This is a genomic window from Paenibacillus sp. SZ31 (assembly GCF_012912005.1).
Taxonomy (GTDB): domain Bacteria; phylum Bacillota; class Bacilli; order Paenibacillales; family Paenibacillaceae; genus Paenibacillus.
On sequence record NZ_JABBEA010000002.1, the window covers coordinates 167,831 to 187,486 of the forward strand.

The 19,656-nt window shown below is 43.2% G+C and carries 19 protein-coding genes; 4 read left to right on the top strand and 15 right to left on the bottom strand.

Annotated elements, in window-relative coordinates; genetic code table 11:
• Positions 1-118 precede the first annotated feature (118 nt).
• On the top strand, positions 119-1,300 hold the full coding sequence (locus HF638_RS05425) for an MFS transporter (RefSeq protein ID WP_169479275.1): 1,182 nt from the start codon (positions 119-121) through the stop codon (positions 1,298-1,300).
• A 145-nt stretch (positions 1,301-1,445) separates the two neighbouring features.
• On the opposite strand, the gene HF638_RS05430 is transcribed toward HF638_RS05425, so the two are convergent.
• The 6 genes from HF638_RS05430 to HF638_RS05455 all read right to left on the bottom strand — a co-directional run bounded on the left by HF638_RS05430 (position 1,446) and on the right by HF638_RS05455 (position 6,674).
• Positions 1,446-2,666 (bottom strand): macrolide family glycosyltransferase, encoded by a 1,221-nt coding sequence (locus HF638_RS05430; RefSeq protein WP_169479276.1) that lies wholly within the window; start codon positions 2,664-2,666, stop codon positions 1,446-1,448.
• A gap of 70 nt (positions 2,667-2,736) precedes the next feature.
• Positions 2,737-4,101 (bottom strand): MFS transporter, encoded by a 1,365-nt coding sequence (locus HF638_RS05435; protein WP_169479277.1) that lies wholly within the window; start codon positions 4,099-4,101, stop codon positions 2,737-2,739.
• 196 nt (positions 4,102-4,297) lie between these two features.
• On the bottom strand, positions 4,298-4,585 hold the full coding sequence (locus HF638_RS05440; RefSeq protein WP_169479278.1) for a HesB/YadR/YfhF family protein: 288 nt from the start codon (positions 4,583-4,585) through the stop codon (positions 4,298-4,300).
• Positions 4,586-4,606: 21 nt separating this feature from the next.
• Positions 4,607-4,966 (bottom strand): HesB/IscA family protein, encoded by a 360-nt coding sequence (locus HF638_RS05445; RefSeq protein WP_211175519.1) that lies wholly within the window; start codon positions 4,964-4,966, stop codon positions 4,607-4,609.
• Entirely contained in the window at positions 4,956-5,291 is a 336-nt protein-coding gene (locus tag HF638_RS05450; RefSeq protein WP_169479279.1) for a winged helix-turn-helix transcriptional regulator, read from the bottom strand. The genes HF638_RS05445 and HF638_RS05450 overlap by 11 nt, the downstream gene beginning before the upstream one ends.
• A gap of 24 nt (positions 5,292-5,315) precedes the next feature.
• Positions 5,316-6,674, bottom strand: coding sequence for an MFS transporter (locus tag HF638_RS05455; protein ID WP_169479280.1), 1,359 nt, complete (start codon positions 6,672-6,674; stop codon positions 5,316-5,318).
• Between the two features lie 166 nt (positions 6,675-6,840).
• On the opposite strand from HF638_RS05455, the gene HF638_RS05460 reads away from it, so the two are divergent.
• Positions 6,841-7,500, top strand: coding sequence for a helix-turn-helix transcriptional regulator (locus HF638_RS05460; protein WP_169479281.1), 660 nt, complete (start codon positions 6,841-6,843; stop codon positions 7,498-7,500).
• Positions 7,501-7,568: 68 nt separating this feature from the next.
• Here the strand turns inward: HF638_RS05460 and HF638_RS05465 are convergent, their stop codons facing one another.
• A complete protein-coding gene (locus HF638_RS05465; RefSeq protein ID WP_169479282.1) occupies positions 7,569-8,546 on the bottom strand; it encodes an alpha/beta hydrolase in 978 nt (325 codons plus the stop codon).
• A gap of 168 nt (positions 8,547-8,714) precedes the next feature.
• Between HF638_RS05465 and HF638_RS05470 the strand changes: the two genes are divergently transcribed.
• Complete coding sequence (locus HF638_RS05470) at positions 8,715-9,278, top strand: TetR-like C-terminal domain-containing protein (protein WP_169479283.1); 564 nt, start codon at positions 8,715-8,717, stop codon at positions 9,276-9,278.
• Positions 9,279-9,370: 92 nt separating this feature from the next.
• Here the strand turns inward: HF638_RS05470 and HF638_RS05475 are convergent, their stop codons facing one another.
• The 5 genes from HF638_RS05475 to HF638_RS05495 all read right to left on the bottom strand — a co-directional run bounded on the left by HF638_RS05475 (position 9,371) and on the right by HF638_RS05495 (position 15,470).
• On the bottom strand, positions 9,371-10,756 hold the full coding sequence (locus HF638_RS05475) for a glycoside hydrolase family 1 protein (RefSeq protein WP_169479284.1): 1,386 nt from the start codon (positions 10,754-10,756) through the stop codon (positions 9,371-9,373).
• Positions 10,756-12,681, bottom strand: a complete 1,926-nt coding sequence (locus HF638_RS05480; RefSeq protein ID WP_169479285.1) for a beta-glucoside-specific PTS transporter subunit IIABC — start codon at positions 12,679-12,681, stop codon at positions 10,756-10,758. The genes HF638_RS05475 and HF638_RS05480 overlap by 1 nt, the downstream gene beginning before the upstream one ends.
• A gap of 114 nt (positions 12,682-12,795) precedes the next feature.
• Complete coding sequence (gene licT, locus HF638_RS05485) at positions 12,796-13,632, bottom strand: BglG family transcription antiterminator LicT (RefSeq protein WP_169479286.1); 837 nt, start codon at positions 13,630-13,632, stop codon at positions 12,796-12,798.
• Positions 13,633-13,822: 190 nt separating this feature from the next.
• Positions 13,823-14,842 (bottom strand): Gfo/Idh/MocA family oxidoreductase, encoded by a 1,020-nt coding sequence (locus tag HF638_RS05490; protein WP_169479287.1) that lies wholly within the window; start codon positions 14,840-14,842, stop codon positions 13,823-13,825.
• 241 nt (positions 14,843-15,083) lie between these two features.
• Positions 15,084-15,470, bottom strand: a complete 387-nt coding sequence (locus HF638_RS05495; protein WP_169479288.1) for a winged helix-turn-helix transcriptional regulator — start codon at positions 15,468-15,470, stop codon at positions 15,084-15,086.
• Between the two features lie 180 nt (positions 15,471-15,650).
• Between HF638_RS05495 and HF638_RS05500 the strand changes: the two genes are divergently transcribed.
• Positions 15,651-16,316 (top strand): nitroreductase, encoded by a 666-nt coding sequence (locus HF638_RS05500; protein ID WP_169479289.1) that lies wholly within the window; start codon positions 15,651-15,653, stop codon positions 16,314-16,316.
• Between the two features lie 155 nt (positions 16,317-16,471).
• Here the strand turns inward: HF638_RS05500 and HF638_RS05505 are convergent, their stop codons facing one another.
• The 3 genes from HF638_RS05505 to HF638_RS05515 form a co-directional block, all read right to left on the bottom strand.
• On the bottom strand, positions 16,472-17,497 hold the full coding sequence (locus HF638_RS05505; protein ID WP_169479290.1) for a leucine-rich repeat domain-containing protein: 1,026 nt from the start codon (positions 17,495-17,497) through the stop codon (positions 16,472-16,474).
• Positions 17,498-17,594: 97 nt separating this feature from the next.
• Positions 17,595-18,773, bottom strand: a complete 1,179-nt coding sequence (locus HF638_RS05510) for an MFS transporter (RefSeq protein ID WP_169479291.1) — start codon at positions 18,771-18,773, stop codon at positions 17,595-17,597.
• Positions 18,763-19,602 (bottom strand): SDR family NAD(P)-dependent oxidoreductase, encoded by an 840-nt coding sequence (locus tag HF638_RS05515; protein WP_211175520.1) that lies wholly within the window; start codon positions 19,600-19,602, stop codon positions 18,763-18,765. Before HF638_RS05515 ends, HF638_RS05510 begins: the two co-directional genes overlap by 11 nt.
• Between the last annotated feature and the right edge of the window lie 54 nt (positions 19,603-19,656).

Here is a 19,656-nt window from a genome sequence, read left to right on the forward strand (position 1 = left end):
CTCCTTTGTCACTCCTTTATAATAGTTTAAATGTACAACTTGACTAACTGTCAGTCAATGTTATAAGCTCAATATACAATATGACTGACAGTCAGTCAATATAATTTGGAGGTGTTTTATGAACAAACGACGATTGCTCTTTATCTTGGGGATTTCTGCCGCTATTGTATCTCTTGCTCAAAGCCTGTACATTCCTTTGCTACCTGATCTGCAACAAGATCTAAATACGTCATTACATTTAGTTAATCTAACGGTTACTTTATTCACTGTGGCCATGGCAACCATGCAGATCATACTTGGCCCCATTGTTGATCGTAATGGACGTAAGAAAATCCTAGTCCCGGGTATAATTATTTACGTAATTGCTACTATAGGATGCATGTTTTCAGGTTCAATAGAAATGTTACTCATTTTTCGAGTCATTCAAGGAATAGGCGCATCATCTGTTCCATTAGTAGCTGCTACAATGATCGGAGATGTTTTTGAGGGTAAAGAGCGTGCCGAAAGCATGGCTACATATCAGATGATTCTTGGAATTTCACCAGCTATTGGTCCGCTCATCGGTGGTATTATCGGTAGTCAATTCGGTTACACGGGTACGTTTGGTTTTGCAGCAGTCAGTGCTCTTCTAATCCTGATAGCAGCCATATTTATGTTACCTGAGACAAAACCAGTCAACATAAAACCAGCGGGAACAAGACTAGGTTTAAAAGCATTTGGGAAAATTCTGGGGAACAAAACCGGCGTTGTAGTTCTTTTGAGCGGTTTCATCATGTATGATGTCTTTTACACATTCATTGTATTTCTACCTACAATATTACAAACGAAGTATGCTTTAGGCGCTGCAAGCATTGGATTTTTCTCCCTTGCCCTCATGATATTCAATCTTGTTGGAAGTAAAATGAGTGGAAGTTTACAAACCCGTATAGGCTCAGTACGAACACTCTTCTGGGCCGGTATAATGACCATTTTGAGTCTTGTGATTTTTATTTTTGCTGCAGATTACTCTCTAATTGGATTGCTTCTCTCTCTGATGCTTACTGGATTCGTGATGGGACTTGCCACACCAGTGATGCCAACCCTCTTGTCCTCGGAGTTTGTTGAAGAGCGTGCTACGGCAATGGGTGTCTATAACTTTGTTCGTTATCTTGGTATGGCTACTGCTCCACTAATTGGAAGTTTTTTGTATCCTTTAGGCAATATCCAACTTTTAATCGGGATAACAGCTCTTCTGGTTGTAATGGTCGTATTCGCAACAAATCGTTTACTACCAATTAAAAAGTCAGAGGTGACAAACTAGACTCATTGATCATGGATCACAGAAATCATCTACTTCGTATAACTTGGTTATCAGTTCACAGAAGATTAATCAACGTTAAAAAATAGACGGCCCTGGATTAACAGGATCGTCTATTTTCAATGCCTAAATGAAGCTGGCTGCTATATCAAAATTCATAAAGTTCTACTCCTGAACCCATACGATTCATGATCAATTCAGCAGCTCGCTTGTAACCGCCAGCCTGGCGTAAAGATTCACCGATGAGGTAAGCCTGCCGTTTATATTGCGAATTGTGTAGTACTTCTATTAGTGCCTCCCTCAAATGAGTTTCACTGAGGTTATGTTTATTTAAAGTAATCCCCGCGCCCAACTCCTGTACCCGATTGGCGACAAGAGGCTGATCCGATGTTAACGGAATCATTACCATCGGGACATTGTAATATAACGCCTCACTCGTGCTGTTCATTCCAGCATGTGTAATAAAAACATCGGTATGCTGCAGCATGTCCAACTGGGCAATGTATGGCTTGACGATAAAGTTAGATGGAATTTGATCCGCCAGTGGCTCCATGTCCGTGTACTTTCCTGAAGATAAAACAACATTCACGGGTAGATCCCCTAATGCTTCAAAGCAAAGCTGATAGAAATCCAAGTTTTTATTTAAGATCGTACCCATCGCAATGTACACGGTTTGTGGGTACTGTTCACGAAGCAGCTCGAACGAGAAGGCAGGAGCATCTTGACGTGTTATGATCGAAGGACCCGTGAAAATAAAACGATCATCCAGCTTTTCTGCCTGCGGCTGAAAATAACGGCTGGTGTACACGAGCTTTAACTGACCTGCATGGGCCGGAATCTCTTCCATGGCTGGAATACTCACTTGAAACTCTTCGGCTAACTCCGTTGTGATCTTCATCGTAGCCTCATAAAGCTCCTTTGTCTCCGTCTCATTGAGACCTGAGTTAGATCCCAGAGGCTCCACAAAAGCAAAGGACGCAATCGAGCACACCGCAGGAATTCCCAGTTTTTTTGCAAGAATAGTCCCTCCCCATCCCATCAGGGAATCAAAGATCATATAATCGAACTTTTGATCCTCTACCACCTGCAGCACATTGGGGATGATCCTCCGGATAATACTTACCATCATATAGGTGAACTGATAAGAATGCTTATACTCCTGGGGTTTCAACACCGGATCATGAGAGAAGGCATCTTGTGGAAACGGATAGGTAAGTATCTGGGCACCGGTTTGTTCAATTCGGGAACGGTACTCCTCCGTGCACACATAGATGACTTCCTCACCATTGTCTATCAATTGAGTAACTAATCCTAACGATGGATTCACATGTCCTTCAGCCGGAGTAATGACTACTAATACACGTGCCATCTTATCCACCTCCCAATGCAATTAGTCCCCCCGTTCTTCATGATGTATTTAACGACGCGGTCGTCATCCGTTACATGGAGATGTTATCCTTCACTTGGCTGATTGGATGATGTTCTTGATGAACGAGTTGGGTAATTCGTAGTGATGCTAAGAAACTTAACAAGACCCATAGTAATTGCAGTGTTAACACGATCAAGACACCTGTCGATATGCCCCACTGTAACGTTTCGGACAAGGCAATCAGAGCGCCACCAACGCCAATGCTTACTCCCATATAGAAGGAATCCACAAATTGCAGATTCGCGGACATTTCTCCCTCTTTCCTGGGCAAGGCATGTTGTAAAGCAATGGCTGCCGTTGTAGGGTTGGCCAATCCAACACCAAACCCTGTAATCATTTGTGAGAGAAGGATGAGTATAATCCCGCCGTCCGTCAAAATAAGAGCCAGGATCACAAGTACAGTTCCAACGATCATAATCCCAATGCCCGTCATGACCCTGCCCTTTCGGGCATGACCTTGATCTCGTGCATCAAGCTTGGCTTGCAACCACGCTGCGGCGGACCAGCTCAGAGAACCTGCTGCTACAATGAGGCCAGCAAGGTCAGCTGATAACCCCTTCACTTCGGTTAGCGCCAAGATCACAAAACTCTCCGTTGTAAAATAACAAGCAACATATAGCCCTCTCGAAACCAGAGTAGCAGGCAATCCTTTTTTTACCGAAAAAGTGCCCACAGGCATCAATTTACGCATTGGTGTGATCATGATGACTAATCCAGCCAAAGTGAGTACTATACCTTTCCAATCGGTTATCATACCAAGTCCTGTGAGTAACAATCCAGTTCCAACGGCAAGCAGAATCGCATACATAATCTTTGAGTCGGTTGCTCGCGCTGGACCTGACAGATCTTGCTGAAGCTGCAAATTACGGAAAGAACGGAATGTGAGACTCAACGCTATTCCAATCAAGGGTAAAACGATCCAGAAAACATATCGCCACGAGATGTAGGAAGCTATAAGGCCTGCTGCATAAGGTCCGATTAAGGTAGGCAGGACAAATGCCATAGAGAATGCGGCCAGGATTTGAGTACGAAGTGTATCTGGATAATGTAACGTCACACAGGTATAAACACATGTGATCAGGGCCCCCGCTCCAAAACCTTGAAGGGCTCTTCCGGCAATAAGCATGTGCATATCGAAAGAAATAGCGGAGACCACAGTTCCTAACACAAAAACACTAAAAGATATCAGCATAGATGTAAAAACGCCGCGCTTGTCAACCTGCTGACCCATAACCAAAGTTCCAATAAGCTGAGATAACAAAAATGCACTGAAGATCCAACCGTATAAATGAATGCCCTCTAAACTTTGTGCCATTTTCGCGGCAATCGTTGTGATAGCCAGTCCTTCGAAAGCTACGGTTGCCAGAACCAGCATAATCCCAATTGTAGTTGCCCTGTATTGAGCATCAAAAATCCCAATTTGATTATTGTTAGTCTCCCACACCTCCGTAATTTGATGGTTATTATGGTAAATTAAACCTTTTAACTCCCTGAATATACATTAAGCTCTCTACTTTGTAAAGTTGAATGTTTAAAAAGTGGAATCGTGCTCTGGAATATGATTCACATGTTCAATAGGAGATTTTGCTTGAAAATATGCCATGTTCATTACAGTCAATTTGGAGAAGTTCATCCTCCAGAATCCAGGCATCTGTTTTTTCAACAAAGAAATGAAATCCTCCAATGGATTGAACCAATGCGGGATCGACCGGTGTAGCACTCGCATTTATGCCAATTGTAAAAGCATCAGAGCCTCCTCCGACATATTTTGCATAAATCCTTACATATTGGCCCTCTTCCAAATCCCATTCATTCTTAAATGAATCGATCGCTTGATCAGATACTACAAATGAAATCATTGCTCTGCACTCCTTCCTTCATTAATCACATTTTTTCACTTCGCCACGATAATTGGCCATTCTGAAACTAGCCCCGCATCCACACGAAACTTTGGCATTTGGATTATTCATGGTGAATCCGCCTAACATTCCGCTCTCTTCATAATCAATCTCAAGACCATCAATATATGGAATACTGTTTGCGTGAACCAATATCTTAAATTGCTTTTTATTTAACACAGTGTCTTCTTCTGCCTGCTGTTCATCCACGATAAGGGTATAAGATAAACCACTGCATCCCCCTTCATCAACGCCTACTCTAAGAAAGGCATTTTGGATATCCGCACTTGATAAGATCTCGACAATTTTTTCCGATGCTGTATCACTGACCTCAATGATCATCTTTATTCCTCCCGGTGGTATCATTTTGAAATTTGGTATCCCAGTCCATTAGACAGGGTATGAATGCTGCAAGAGCAGCTCCTTTTGGCGTAAGTTCATAAATAATTTGTGTAGGGCGTGTCCGTATTGTTCTTTTGACCAAATGATCATGTTGAAGACCCTTTAAACGTCTGGAGAGGATCATTTCGGAAATGGAAGGAATGTTATCGCAAATTTCACCGAATTTCTTCGGACCTTGAGAAAGAGTGCATAAAATATGGATGGTCCATTTCGTTCCGATGATGCGATAAGCTGTAAATAGTTTATTCGGATCTTCAGTGAGCAATGGTCTGTACACCCACTTTCATATTCATCTGCGTGGTGAGATCCGAGTGCTGGCAATGATACTCATGACGATCAACAAGAGATGGAACCCCATGGCTACAATTAAGCCGGATTGAAGTGACATACCGCCAGCCTGACACACTACAAGGATGGAACCACCAATACCGATCACTACCCCAGGTGTAAACGAATCTGCAAATTGCAGATTGGCCGAGGTCTGGCCTACGCCTTCCTCCCCCGTTTGGGAAAATGCGACAACACCGCTAATCGGATGCGCCAATCCAATACCAACTCCAGCAATGATCTGACCAAGAACTGCGATGGTAACGGTCACAACAGGTACCCAAAATACGATAGCAATCCCTATCGCAAGCAGCAATACCCCCAGAATGATTCTCATATGACGTCCACGGCCCTGATCTGCCGCATCCCACCGTCCTTGTAGATACGCAATGATACACCAACTTAATGCAGCACTCGCGACAATTAATCCGGCCTGTGAAGGTGTAATTCCTTTCACGTCGATTAGAGCCAATACCAGGAAATTCTGTGTGCTGGTATAGGCAGCGAAGAACAACCCACGTGTTGCCAGAATTGCTGGCATTCCTCTGCGCAACGTAAGTGTTCCCTTCGGTAGCAATTTACGGAGCGGAAATAACATCAATACTAGGCCAATCGCGACTAAAACAAATCCCATAATGCTCGGAAGCATACTTAAACCAACCAGGAAAATCCCTGTACCTAACGTTAAGAGTAGCGCCATCCAAGTGGATGAAGATCCGGTATCCCCTCCCGTCTTCTGCACTTTCAATTTCCTAAAGGCAGGTAAACTAAGCAATGCTGAAACCACTAGCACAGGTAAGATCCCCCAGAAAACAAAGCGCCAGGACCACTGATCTGCGATAAGACCGGCTACATATGGACCAAGCATGGACGGAAGAACATAGGCAGTACCAAATGCTCCAAGTATTTTGGCACGTAACTCATCCGGGTAACTTAAGGATATAGCCGTATATACACAAGTCATCATAGCTCCAGCACCCAAACCCTGAAGGGCCCGTGAACCTATCATGATATACATATCGCCTGCGGTTGCGGCAGCGATCAGCCCTACGATAAACAACAGAAGTGCAAAAGTGAACGGTGCTGCAGGTCCTCTTTTATCAATGATCCGACCGACGACCAGCGTCCCGATAATCTGCGCAAGCAGATATGTACTGAATATCCACCCGAACAAGCTAAGGCCGTTCAAGTCTCCAGCAATCGAAGGAGCAATGGTGGTGACAGATAGACCTTCGAATCCAACGGCCATCACTGACAAAATAATTCCTATGGACAGTGCAAAATAACGCGGGCTGAAAATACTTTGATGATTAGACGACATGAAATGTGACCTCCAAGAAAATTGGTATGTATACATCGTATCCGGATACTTAGTAAACATTTTTGTTTATAATGTCTAAGCTACAGTTCGGCTTTGACTTTGTCAACATTTTTGTTTAAAATGTAGTTAGTCATGTAGATTCAATTGCTTCAAAAGGAGGTACAGTATGAGCGGAAATCAAACCAAAAAGGATGTCTCAACCAGTACCCGGAGAGCAATTATTAATCTGTTAAAAGAGCGCGGGGGAATGGATGTTATGGCACTCTCCACTCAGTTTTCGTTATCTGGAATGGCTATTCGGCAACATCTGAATGCGCTAAAAGAAGAAGGATTGGTTACCACTGTGGAAGAGGCCCGTCCCATGGGTCGCCCCACCAAGCTATGGATATTAACTCCCGCGGCTAATCGTTTTTTCCCAAGTGGATATTCGGATTTATCCGTCAGCCTCATCAATTCGATGAAAGAAGCTTTTGGTCATGAAGGGCTGGACAAGCTGCTGGATGTGCGAAATAAAAATATGCAAGAACAATATCTTCAGCATCTTGGGGATGCATCGGATGTTAGAGAGAGATTGGAAAAATTGGCCGAGATTCGCACCAATGAGGGTTATATGGCCGAGGTTAAGGAGCAGGATGATGGCAGTCTCCTACTCATTGAGAAGCATTGCCCCATCTGTGAAGCGGCCGCGGTATGTACCGGGTTATGCAAGAATGAGTTACATTTATTCAAAACAGTTCTAGGCGATAATGTTCATATTGAACGAGGAGAATACATTTTAGCCGGAGGAAGAAACTGCGTATACATCGTTACGCAAAATAAACCATGACCAAAAGAGCAACCTCATTGGAGATTGCTCTTTTGGTTTGTTTCCATTCCAGACATACATCCCTCTATTCAAGTGTGATGCTGTTCGGCAAAATAATGCGCTACTGCATACTTGTAAGATTTCATTAAGAATGAAGTAGCTTCCTGGCTTACCTCGGCTTTGGGATTAATGATATCAAATCCATGGTAACAGCCTTTGTATAGCGTGAATTCAACGGGAATGCCGGCTTCTTTTAATTGCTTAACGTATTCGATCGTTTCATCCCGGAAGGGTTCCACATCACCGACGAAAGTCACTGTGGGTGGAAGGTTACTATAATCGGTAGCTCTTGCAGCTGACGCATAAGGAGATACCTCTTTTCCGTAATTATCTCCGAGGTACAGCTTCCAAGCCCATTCATTCATGTCAGAGTTCCATATGGGGGCATTATTATCTTGAGCTGATTCAGTGATCATTCTGTCATCGATCATGGGGTACAGCGGCATTTGAAATGCGATATTCACTTCCCCCTGATCTCTCGCATAGAGAGTAAGAGCTGCGGTTAACCCTCCTCCTGCACTTTCCCCACCTACCATGAGTTGATTGCTCCGAATTCCGAGCTCCTTGGCATGTTGCTTCATCCACATAAGAGCGTCATAGCTATCCTCTAACGCTGCTGGATACGGTGCTTCAATAGATAAACGATAATCCGGCGCGATAATAACACAATTACTTGTATCCATTAACTTTTGGTACATGTTTTCGAACAGTTCTGGTATTCCCTGTGCGTAGCCTCCCCCATGTAACCAAAGAATACCCGGAAGGTTTTCTTGGACATGATGAGGTCTATAGATAAGCATACGCTGTTTAGATCCGTCTTTACGTTCAATCCATTCTTCACGACAGTGCATCCCTTCCAGATGCTTCCCTTTTCGTTTTTCAATTTGTTTTTTTCTTTTGAGCATATCTTTTAAGAAACGGTCTTCACTTGAGGAACTCATTAAGATGTTCAAAATCCTACCTTTCAGACGTAATTCTTTATCTATCATTGCATAGGTTACTTTCATTAATTGTTCCTCCAAAAGGTAATAATCTGTTACTCTGGTTATAGTATATGTACACGCTGTTCGATAAACAACAGGCAGTTCGATAACAAATGATAGTTAACGAACGAAACAACGGATTATGTCTGTTAGCTCGATGATTTTGCATCATTAGGAGGGTAATTAAGGGGAATGCAAGAAGACCGCAGAATTCAATATAGCAAAATGGTATTAAGAGAAAGTCTGTTAGCACTTATGAAAGAGCGTCCAATTAACAAAATTACCGTGACTGACTTATGCAGACAAGCGAATCTTAATCGTAATACGTTCTATATGCACTATCATTCTCCAGTTCATTTGCTTTCAAGCATTGAAGAATCATTTTTTGCGGTTATTAAGGAGCTTATAGAACGTTCTATACGGGATGATGTACATGTTAAAAGTTCATTCGTTGAAATCTGCGAACATATCGCAGATAACAGTGACCTGTGTACCATCCTGTTCTCTGATCATGGGAATGGAGATTATTTGGAACGGGTGATCTATATTTTGCATGATCGAAGTATTGAAGTGTGGAGGGAACAAATGCCTCACATGGATGTGAATACGCTTGAATCATACTATTCATTCATTTCAAGCGGCAGTGCAGCAGTCATCAAAAATTGGATTAAACATGGAATGAAGGAAACGCCGCGAGAAATAGCTCGATTTATTGAAAAAGTAAGTCGTTCGGTTGAACAATCATTTATGCAATAGTGAATCTAAACAAAACAAACGACCGTTTTCCGGAAGTATTCCAGAGAACGGTCGTAACCACATGATTATTTCGTTCATTCATTCATTTATCATTACAGGTCTTCTCCATTGCTGGAAATAACCTCTCTGAACCAGTTGTAACTTTTCTTCTTGTAACGATTCAAATCTCTTAGATCCGTTTCGGTGCGATCGACATAAATAAACCCGTAACGCTTCTTCATTTCACCTTGTGAGCTTAATATATCGATGGGTCCCCATGTGAGAAATCCCATCAGATCTACGCCGTCCTGGGAAACCGCCAGTCTGAGTTGCTCAATATGTTCGCGAAAATAGGCTATGCGATAATCGTCCAGCACCGTATCATTCTCATCGAGCTCTTCTTTGACGCCAATTCCACACTCTACGGTGAACACCGGTAACTTGTAGTTGTCATATATCTCTTTGACCGTAAGCCGTAGACCAACCGGATCAATAGCCCAGCCCCATTCGCTTGTTTTCAAATATGCATTGTTCAGTGATTTCCCTCCAAGAAAAAAGTCCCAAATGGATTCGATAGTCACTTCCATACCACTCTGAATCGTTAAGGATTGATAGTAACTGTGAGCGAGAAAGTCCATCTTGCCCTCTTTCAAATAAGAGAGATCGCCCTCCTGAAAGGGCGGTGTTACCTCATTCAAGCGCCATTCATGCAGTTGATCTGCCGGGTACTCGCCATTCGCAAATACATCTAACATCCGGTAATTATATCTGCGATTCGCCTTCTGAGCGGTTAGTACATCTTCCGGTTTACTGGTCGCCGGGTAAAAGGGTGCAAAATTAACCATGCCCCCCACCATGGCGTGTGGTGCATACTCGCGTGCGATGTTTCGTACTGCTGCCGAAGCCATGAACATATGATGTTGCACCGCTGCGACCGTATGTTGCATGTGTGATTGCGGGATAACCTCTTCCAGATTCTTCATCTGGATGGACACGGCTGCATTCTGTTCGTTAAAAGGAATATAATATTTCACGCGTGTACCGAAGCGCTCGATCACGATTTGAGCGTAGGCTTTGAAGGCCTCGAATATTTGCCGTGACTGCCAACCTCCATATTTATCCGCCAGATTAAGCGGCATATCAAAATGGTACAAGCAAACTACGGGTTCGATGTTATATTTTAATAACTCATCTATGACACGATCATAAAATTGCAACCCCGCTTCGTTCACAATCCCCTCTCCGTCCGGCAAAATGCGGGCCCAGCTGAGTGAAAATCGATAAGCTGTAAAGCCCATGCCTGCCAACAGAGCAATGTCCTCTTTGTAACGGTGATAAAAATCAATGGCTACTTTCCAATCCGAAGCGGTCTCGGCATTACTTTTCATCTGACTCGCATCGTACACGGTAAGACCTTTGCCATCTTCATCCCAAGCTCCCTCCACTTGCATGCTGGAAACTGAACCGCCCCACATAAATCCGTTTTTAAATACGCTCATTAGTTCACGACCTTAAGCAAATCATCATGATACGTGACACTTGTTTTCTCCGTTTCAATGACATCCAGGTAATCACCCGAGTTGGTCACAATAACAGGTGTGATTAGACTGAATCCAGCTTCTTTAATTTCATTTATATCGAATTCCAATAGAAGTTCTCCTTGTTTAACGGCTTCTCCCTGCTTTACTTTGGGTGTGAAATGTTTCCCCTTCAGCTTTACCGTGTCCTTTCCGACATGAATAAGAATTTCAATGCCGTGTGCACTTGTTATGCCAATGGCGTGACCGGATGGGAACACATTCGTAAGCACACCGTCGATGGGTGAGTATACTTTGCCTTCAGTTGGCTCAATGGCTACCCCCTTACCAAGCGCACCGCTGGAGAATGCCTCATCTTTCACTTCGCTTAGAGCAATGATGTTACCTTTCATCGGACTTTGTACGATGTCATGCTTAATTGCTGGCTTATTGTCAGTACTTCCTTTTCCATCGCCATCTTGATTGCCGTTCGTTTGCTCAGGATCTTTAAACCCACGGAAGAATGTCAGCAGGAATCCCAGACCGAAGCTCACAAGAGAGCCAAGAATCATGCCATAGAATCCGCTGTCTATTCCTTCTGGGCTAATAAAGCTTGGAAAAGCAACGATTCCCATACCACCAACCATATATGCTTTGGTTCCCATTAGGCCGGTAATGCCACCGCCCACAGCCGCTGCAATACATCCCATAATAAACGGTCTTTTGAGCGGTAACGTAATCCCGTAAATTGCAGGCTCTGACACTCCGAAGATACCCGAGATAATGGCAGGAATGGACAAGGATTTCAATTTCTTGTTTTTGGTTCTAATTAAAATGGCCAGTACCACACCGACTTGTGAGAATACGGTAAGCACGGAAGCTGTAATGATCATTGGATCGTACTTCAATATGGCAAGATTGTTGAAAGCAATCGGTACCAATCCCCACTGAACGCCAAAAATAGTAAACACCTGCCAGAATCCATTGAGCAAAGTTGTTGCGATGACCGGACTCAAGTTATAGAGGAACATCGTTCCTGCCCCGAGCAATTGACCTGCCCAAGTCGCAGCCGGCCCGATTGCGATCAGTGCCACTGGCACAACGACCAGCAATGTAGAGAATGGAACAAAGAAGTTACTTATAACGTTCGGAATAATTCGTTTGAAAACCCTTTCAACTTTTGAAGCAACATACGTCGCAATAATAATTGGAATGACACTGGATGCATAATTCATTAGAATAACCGGAATCCCCAGGAAGGACAGATACACAGACGATTCAATTACGGACCCACCAAATATGGTGTACAGCGGTTGGCCTGTTGAGGTCAGGCTTGAGAAGCTTGGATAAACCAGACAAGTACCTATCGCCATTCCGATGAAAATGTTAGCATTAAACTTCTTCGCTGACGTATATCCCAGGAAGATCGGGAAGAAGTAGAACAGGCAATCACCTATCGCGCTCAGCACTTGATGGGTTCCTGATGTTGTACTAAGCCATCCGACAGCTACCAGGAGAGCAGTTAGCCCTTTGATCATACCAGTTGCTCCCAAGATGCCAAGTACCGGGGTGAATACGCCGGAAACCACATCGATAAATGTGTTGAAAATGTTCGTTTTTTCTTTCGTCGACTCACCAGATGACTGTCCGGAGTCCAGTTGAAGTCCACCTATAGCCACAACATCAGCATAAACCTGAGGAACATGATTGCCGATTACGACTTGATATTGTCCTCCACTTTGCATTACGGTGATGATGCCGTCCATATTTTTCAGGACATCGGTGTTAGCCTTACCCTCATCTTTCAGTTTGAACCTTAGACGAGTTACACAATGCGCCAGGCTTTCTACGTTCTCTTTTCCACCAACATGATGAATAATTTCTTTTGCCAATTCCTCATACTTCATGAGTGATCATCCTTCCAACAATTGATATACACAAAAAGGCAAGACCACAGGAACAAAGCGGTAAACGCCTTGTCCAATGAGTCTCGCCTGCATGACCAGTAACAATCCCGAATTTTATTCAATTGATTTTCGTGTGATTCTTTCAATGTGAATCGTCAGATATAATTGATCTTCATCTGACAATGTAGTATTAAGATACTTCTCGATTTTCAACATACACTCATATGCTTTGGTATATTTGGATCTGACCTGCCTAAACAGGAAATCGTCTTCGATCAACGCTTCTCTCCGCTGATTCAAGCTTTGGAAAAAGAATTTTAGATGGCTAATGAACCGTTCGTAACTTACCTCTTTTTCATCCAGAACAACATTAAAGGTATATTGGATGATGGACAGAATATCATTAATCTTCTCTAATTGTCGCCCTAAATCTGCAATCTCGGGGTACTCACTGTTCACTTTGGGATTAATGAGATGCTGAGCAATATTGGCTGCTTCGTCTTCAGGAAATCGCTTGCCTATGGATTCTTCAATGAATTCCAGTGCCTTCAGACCTACCTCGAATTCTTTGGGGTAGATCTTCTTAATCTCCCAAGTTAACGGATTTACAATTTTGATCCCCTCATCATACAGCTTGATCATGTTGTTGATGTGATCGGTAAGTGTCACATATATATAATCACTGAGGGGCGTTTTGAGTCTATTTCTGGCGTATTCTATAATGTCGTAACATAATGAAACATAGTCAGTTGGGATATCTTCCAGCAACGTTTTGAATTTTTCTAACGTTTCATTGGGTTTCAGAATGAATAGTTTTTCGATCAGGTTTTCATCAAGCGCATCTCCTACACTTTTCTTGAATCCAACGCCTTTACCCATAACTACAAATTCTTCCCGGAGCGCATCTTTAGCTACAATGGCGTTATTGTTAAAGATTTTTTGGATGATCATCCAATGCCTCCCTTCATCAAGTTTAAAACTCGCAAAATGTTGTGTTTTAGGTGGGAGTAGTCATTTCTTGGCGATCATACCTCTGTTAAACCTTACAGCAAGCGCTTTCTTTTCTTTGTTAAAAGTGTTCCCCCCACGGACATGAGATCCATAGGGAGTATCTAATCTACTTGAGTAAGTCCAACCTATCTTAGCGGCAAGCTTCAATTCCTTTTTCAAGGATTTCCATAACAGCTAACGTTTCCTCGTCTTTGACGACTTTCTCCTTGCCAAGAACGATGGCTTGATAGAGAGCATCATACACACGGGTATAATCTCCTTTTTCCGAGACAACTTTCTCCTCATGATACACTCCCTCATCATCCATGTACGTTAAGGTCCCATAATGGTGGGGCAGGTCGATTCCGAAGTCAGGATGACCCTTAGGCAAGTGGAATAACTTTAGATGCTCTTCCTGACGATCCTCCGTTTCTTTGACAAACATACCTTTTTTACCATAAACGATCGCACACGGGCGAGGTTTTAAACGGAAGAAACTCGATTTAATAGACACTTTTAACGTTCCATAATACAGATCGAGGTCAAAGTAATCATTCATTCTTCCTTCGCCCAGCAACTGACGGACATCGTAATGAACTCGTTCCGGCTTACCATAATAGGATATGGCTTGATCAAGCGTGTGGCTGGCATGTCCGTACAGATAACTGTTGTATTTGGAAAAATGGTTGGTGTTGTTTGGGATTTCAGGACGATAGTAATCATAATGCATTTCTACTTCCAGTAACTCTCCAAGTTTTCCGGATTCAATTACCTTTTGTGTGGTCAGGAAGTTCGAATCATAACGTCTGTTTTGAAAACATTCGACAATTAGATTTCTCTCCTTGGCGTACTGGAAAATGTCTTCAGCTTGCTTCTTGTCCAACATGAAGGGTTTCTCAACAAGCACATTTTTACCGTGATCCAGCGCTGTCTTGGCATAATCAAAGTGTGATTCTGGATGCGTACATACAACAACCAGCTGAATCTCATCGTCATTCATCAAGACATCAAGATCACTCGTATATTGTACATCCGGTACGCGATCCCATTCCGTTTTATCCAGGTTACGGGCATATATTGTTTTTACCTTCACATGATCGTGGTTCAACGCGAAAGGAAGATGATATCGATTTGTGCTTTTGCCATTGCCAATGTATCCAACTGTAAGCATTTGAGTTCCCCCTTATATCTTTTTTGTTATTATACGAGAAAAAATGGACGTGTGAAGTCAGGACGGGCAAAAAGGTATAATTGATCAATATTCATTCAAATTAAGGGCTATTTTCAAACAAAATGTTCAATCGAAAACCATTATGATACGAAAAAAAGCCGCTAAAATAGCGACTTGTAGAGAAGTACCTTTGCTTTTGTTATCTGAGCGGTGAGACTCAACGTTTGTGCTGGCATCTTCTTTATACTTGGGATGGCTGGTGTTCCTGTGTTTCTTTGTTTCGTTCAGTCAATAATATGTTTTCATACTTTTCGCCCCAGTTGCGCATCTCATCAATAAGTGGCTTCAGCGATTCTCCGAATGGAGTAAGAGTATAGTCTACCTTTGGCGGAATTTGACGGTATATATGGCGACTTACAATTCCATCACTCTCCAATTCGCGCAGCTGCAGAGTCAGCATCCGTTGTGTAACAGCCGGAATTCGTCTCTTTAGTTCATTGAAACGTAAGGGGCCGTTCATTAGGTGGAAGAGGATGATCCCTTTCCATTTTCCCCCGATGACCTCAAGGGTGACTAGAATCTTACATTCATATGATTGCGGACAAACATGATCCAGTTCTTCGCTCATTTTCGTAGCCCCTTTACTCTGATAAAGTATACTTTTTGTACCTATAGCACAAACTTGTGCGTACTTGTAATGAATCATACTATATTATAATCTTGGATTTGAACAGAGGTAAAGCAGATGTTAAGGCGCCTAACACTACTTCCCTAGTAATCATTTAAATAAGCATATGGGGGAATATAAATGTCACAATCCATTTTTCAAAACCGTCATTCCAAACGTAAATTTCATGCAGATAAACCGGTCAATAGAGAAACACTGGAATCCATCTTTAAGGATGCCATTAACGCGCCGTCCTGGGGCAATACCCAACCTTGGGAAGTGTATGTCGCTACTGGGGAGAAACTTGAAGAACTGCGGAGTGCATATTTAAAGGCCTTTGAGGACGGAGAACCCTTCCAATCTGATATCCCTATGCCGACGGAATGGCCGGAGCTCTTTCAACAGCGTATGAATCAAGCTGGTGAAGCTCGTTTCAGCCAACTCGGCATTGCTCGTGGGGATCATGAAGCCAAAGCAGAGAGAATGAAAGCCAATTTCCAATTTTTCGACGCACCAGTCGTTGCTTTTCTTACTTTAGATGCATCCTTAACGGAATGGTCCATGCATGACCTTGGCATATTTTCCGGGTTCCTGATGCTATCCATTGAAGCCCATGGTCTCGGCAGTCTTCCAGCATATACTTCTATCTCTTATCCTAAGTTCCAGCGTGAGATCCTAGGTATACCCGATGACAAAAAAATTGTGGCTGGCATCATCTTTGGCTATCCAGTACTCGAAGACAAGGACTCTCAAGTAGTCATGCCAAGAGTAGCACTTGAGGAAGTCATTCATTTCAAAGGAAACTGATTAGATACTTAAGGTGTTCATTTCTTAAGTATGAATAGATCTCTCTCAATTCAAAGGGGCCGCCCTATAAGTCATATAATGACTCTTAGGACGGCCCCTCCGCTTTTGAGCAAGTTTAACTTTCTTTCCCTACTGAATAAGTAGTAAGGTCATTTTTACGTCAGGATTTTTGACAGATGCACGAGTCCCGAGGAATGTATTCGTTCTTCCTCAGCGATATTCTCATAGAGAAGATGTTCTTTTCCTGCATCCATCATTCGTTTACGCATGGCAGCTATACGACCTTTACTGTGATCGATAAAACGGAAATCCACCTGACGCAAACTTTGCATTTCGAGCAAACCCTCAAAAGCTTCCGCCTTGATCCCCTTTTGTATCTCTTTCAAGACCAGTACCTCTAATTGACCCGCAGTCCACAGATTGTCAATCTCCTGTAATGATTTCATGAAATCCAATTCTAGTTGACGGAGATTTTTCATACCTGTAAAGTCGCACAATCGCTCAATCTTAGGTAATGACAGATGTAGATAGACCAGGTTATGTAGCGTCCCCACTGCATCAATATCGGTCAGATTACGGACAGAGGATAATCTCAGCATGCTTATATTCGATTCAGCCAGCACCTCAAGCGAACCGCTCAATGTACACTGATCGATAGCCAAATATTCGATTAACGGTAAGTCCACAACAAAATCAAGTTGATCAATGGCACAATTCAAAACAAGGGTACGCAGGCGAATACAGTCCTCAATTGGTGAGAGATCAGAGAATTTCCCGCTAAGTGCGAGATAATCTAAATACTTAAAGTTACGTATGAAATCCAAATTTTGAATTTTGGGTGAGCGAATGGTGAGAAAGACCATCCTCTGCATCGTACTTAAGATATTCAGATCTTGTGGTTGCTTGAGATCCAGCTGTACAGCGGTGACATGCTTTAGTGCAGCGAGAATCTCCAAAAGTTCCTCGGTATAACGCCCTTTCACATCAGTGTTTGAGATGGATAGAATCAGATCCGGGCGTTTGGCAAACACATGTTCATCCAGTTGACGTAGATCATGCATCTCGTCCAGCCCAGCAACAAAACTTACCGTAGCGCGGTTTCGCAATTGAGTGATAGCGTTACTCATTTTGTCATCATTCCAGGGAGCACCACTCATTGAAGCAGCCCAAGGTTCACTCATTAACCATCACCTTCTTTTCAAATTATCCCTAACTTGGGTAAGTGAAGTAAGTATTATGGTTATTATATAGAGAACACTCCCAGGGTTCAAACCCTGCTTATCCTTCGACATTTGAACTCTTTATTCGACCAGTCATGGAGATTCTGAAGTAATTCGTTACAATACTAAATATTAGAAATACGATTCCTCCAACTACGATATATTGTGTACTTATTCCAGTTACGATTAGTCCACATATACTTGCACCAAATGTTGTTCCCAGGTTGGAAGAGGTCAGAAAGATCCCATTCGACAATTCGGGTGCCTCTGGTGCTGCAGATACCACCCAATATTGAGTGATATTGCCCCCTATGCCGCCTAAAATCCCCCAAATGATAATAATGAAGGCTGTTGGCACACTGAATTGTCCGAAGGTGAACAGCAAGATGTAAACAGTAATTAGCGCAAATGGATACATCTTGACTGTTCTTAACGGGTGATTAGCGAGAAGTTTCCCTGCCAGCATGTTCCCAACCATGTTAGCCAAGCCATATAGAAATAACATCACACTGACGGTGTTCCAGTCATATCTTGTCACGGTTTTCAGGAACTCGGCAAGGTAACTATAGACCCCAAATACGGCTCCGTTCATGAAAATCACACCAGCAATGGATAGCCACATCACGGACCTTCTCAATACAAACAGATGAGTACCCATTGAGAGTTTTTTCGTAACTGGCATTGAGGGCACGAACAGAAGTGTTGCTACGAATGCGATGATCGTTACGGCGGCAAAGAATAACATTGCATAGAACAACGATGTGGTGGTAGCAATCAAGCTCGAAAGGGGTACTCCAAGTACCATTCCTGCCGACACGCCTAGAAATACTTTAGCCACTGCCTTCGGCGCTTCTTTCTTGGGGACCGACGCCGCTGCGACCGTAAATGCCAATGAACAATAGACAGGATGGAAAAAAGCCGGAACGACACGTGCAATGACCAATACCGTAAAGTTTGATGTGATGGCGGAAACCAGGCTGCCCACAATAAAAATGCCAAGCACGAACAACATGACATGCTTGCGGTTCATGCCCGAAAATAATAAGGGCAAAATGGGACCAGATACAGCAACCGCAAGCGCAAAAAGACTCACAATCAAACCAGCGGTTGAGATACTGACCTGGTAATGGTCTGCAATCAAAGGCAAGATTCCGATTACGCCCATCTCCGTATTTAAAATACTGAATACACCAAAGGTCAGTATGAAGACAAGCAGGTGATTTCGTTTAGTTATCATATGCCATGGATCTAGAGAGATCCCGGTAAGCATCGATCTCTAACTGAAGGTTGGCTATTTTCTGCTCTGCAATGTCTATCGCGTCGGCTCCTGCAATAAAGCGTTGCGGCGGTTGGACCTCGTTTGCAATCTTGAGGAGGGCATTAGCAAGTTTTTTTGGATCTCCAGGTTGTTGCCCGTTCTGATTCTTGAAAAATTCCATATGACCAGCTCTCCGGTCATCATAGTCTTTAATCGAGGGCTTAGCGAAAGTTGACGATGTATCCGTAAGAAATTCTGTTCGGAAAAATCCGGGATTGACTATAGTCGTATGAATACCGAAAGGAGCTACCTCAGGAGCCAATGCCTCCATCCATCCCTCAAGCGCAAATTTTGCAGCACTATAGGCCGAATTAAACTCAAATCCTGAAATGCCAGCGCCTGAAGAGATCGAGATCACATGACCTGAACGTTGGTTACGCATCACAGGTAATATGGCCCGGGTAACGTGCATGGAACCAACCAACGCCACCTGTAGCTGATGTTCAATCTGGTCAGGGGTCAGTTCCTCAAAATACCCTCCACAGAAATGCGCCGCATTATTTACGAGTACATCGATTGCCCCGAACCGTTCAATTGCCGCCTTAACTGCAGAAAGTGCATCTGCAGGCTCGCAAACATCTAATGGGACAACCATTACATTCTCGGAATCACCGATCGCACGAACCACCGCATCCGGATTCCGGCCGGTAGCCACAACCTTGTGTCCAGCAGTTAAAGCAGCCTTCGCAATAGTCGTGCCCATACCTCGACCAGCGCCAGTGATAAACCATACCTTTGTCTTATCCATATCATTCATTCCCTTCAATTTCTTCTCCAGTTGCCTCGCTTTTTAGTTTAGCGT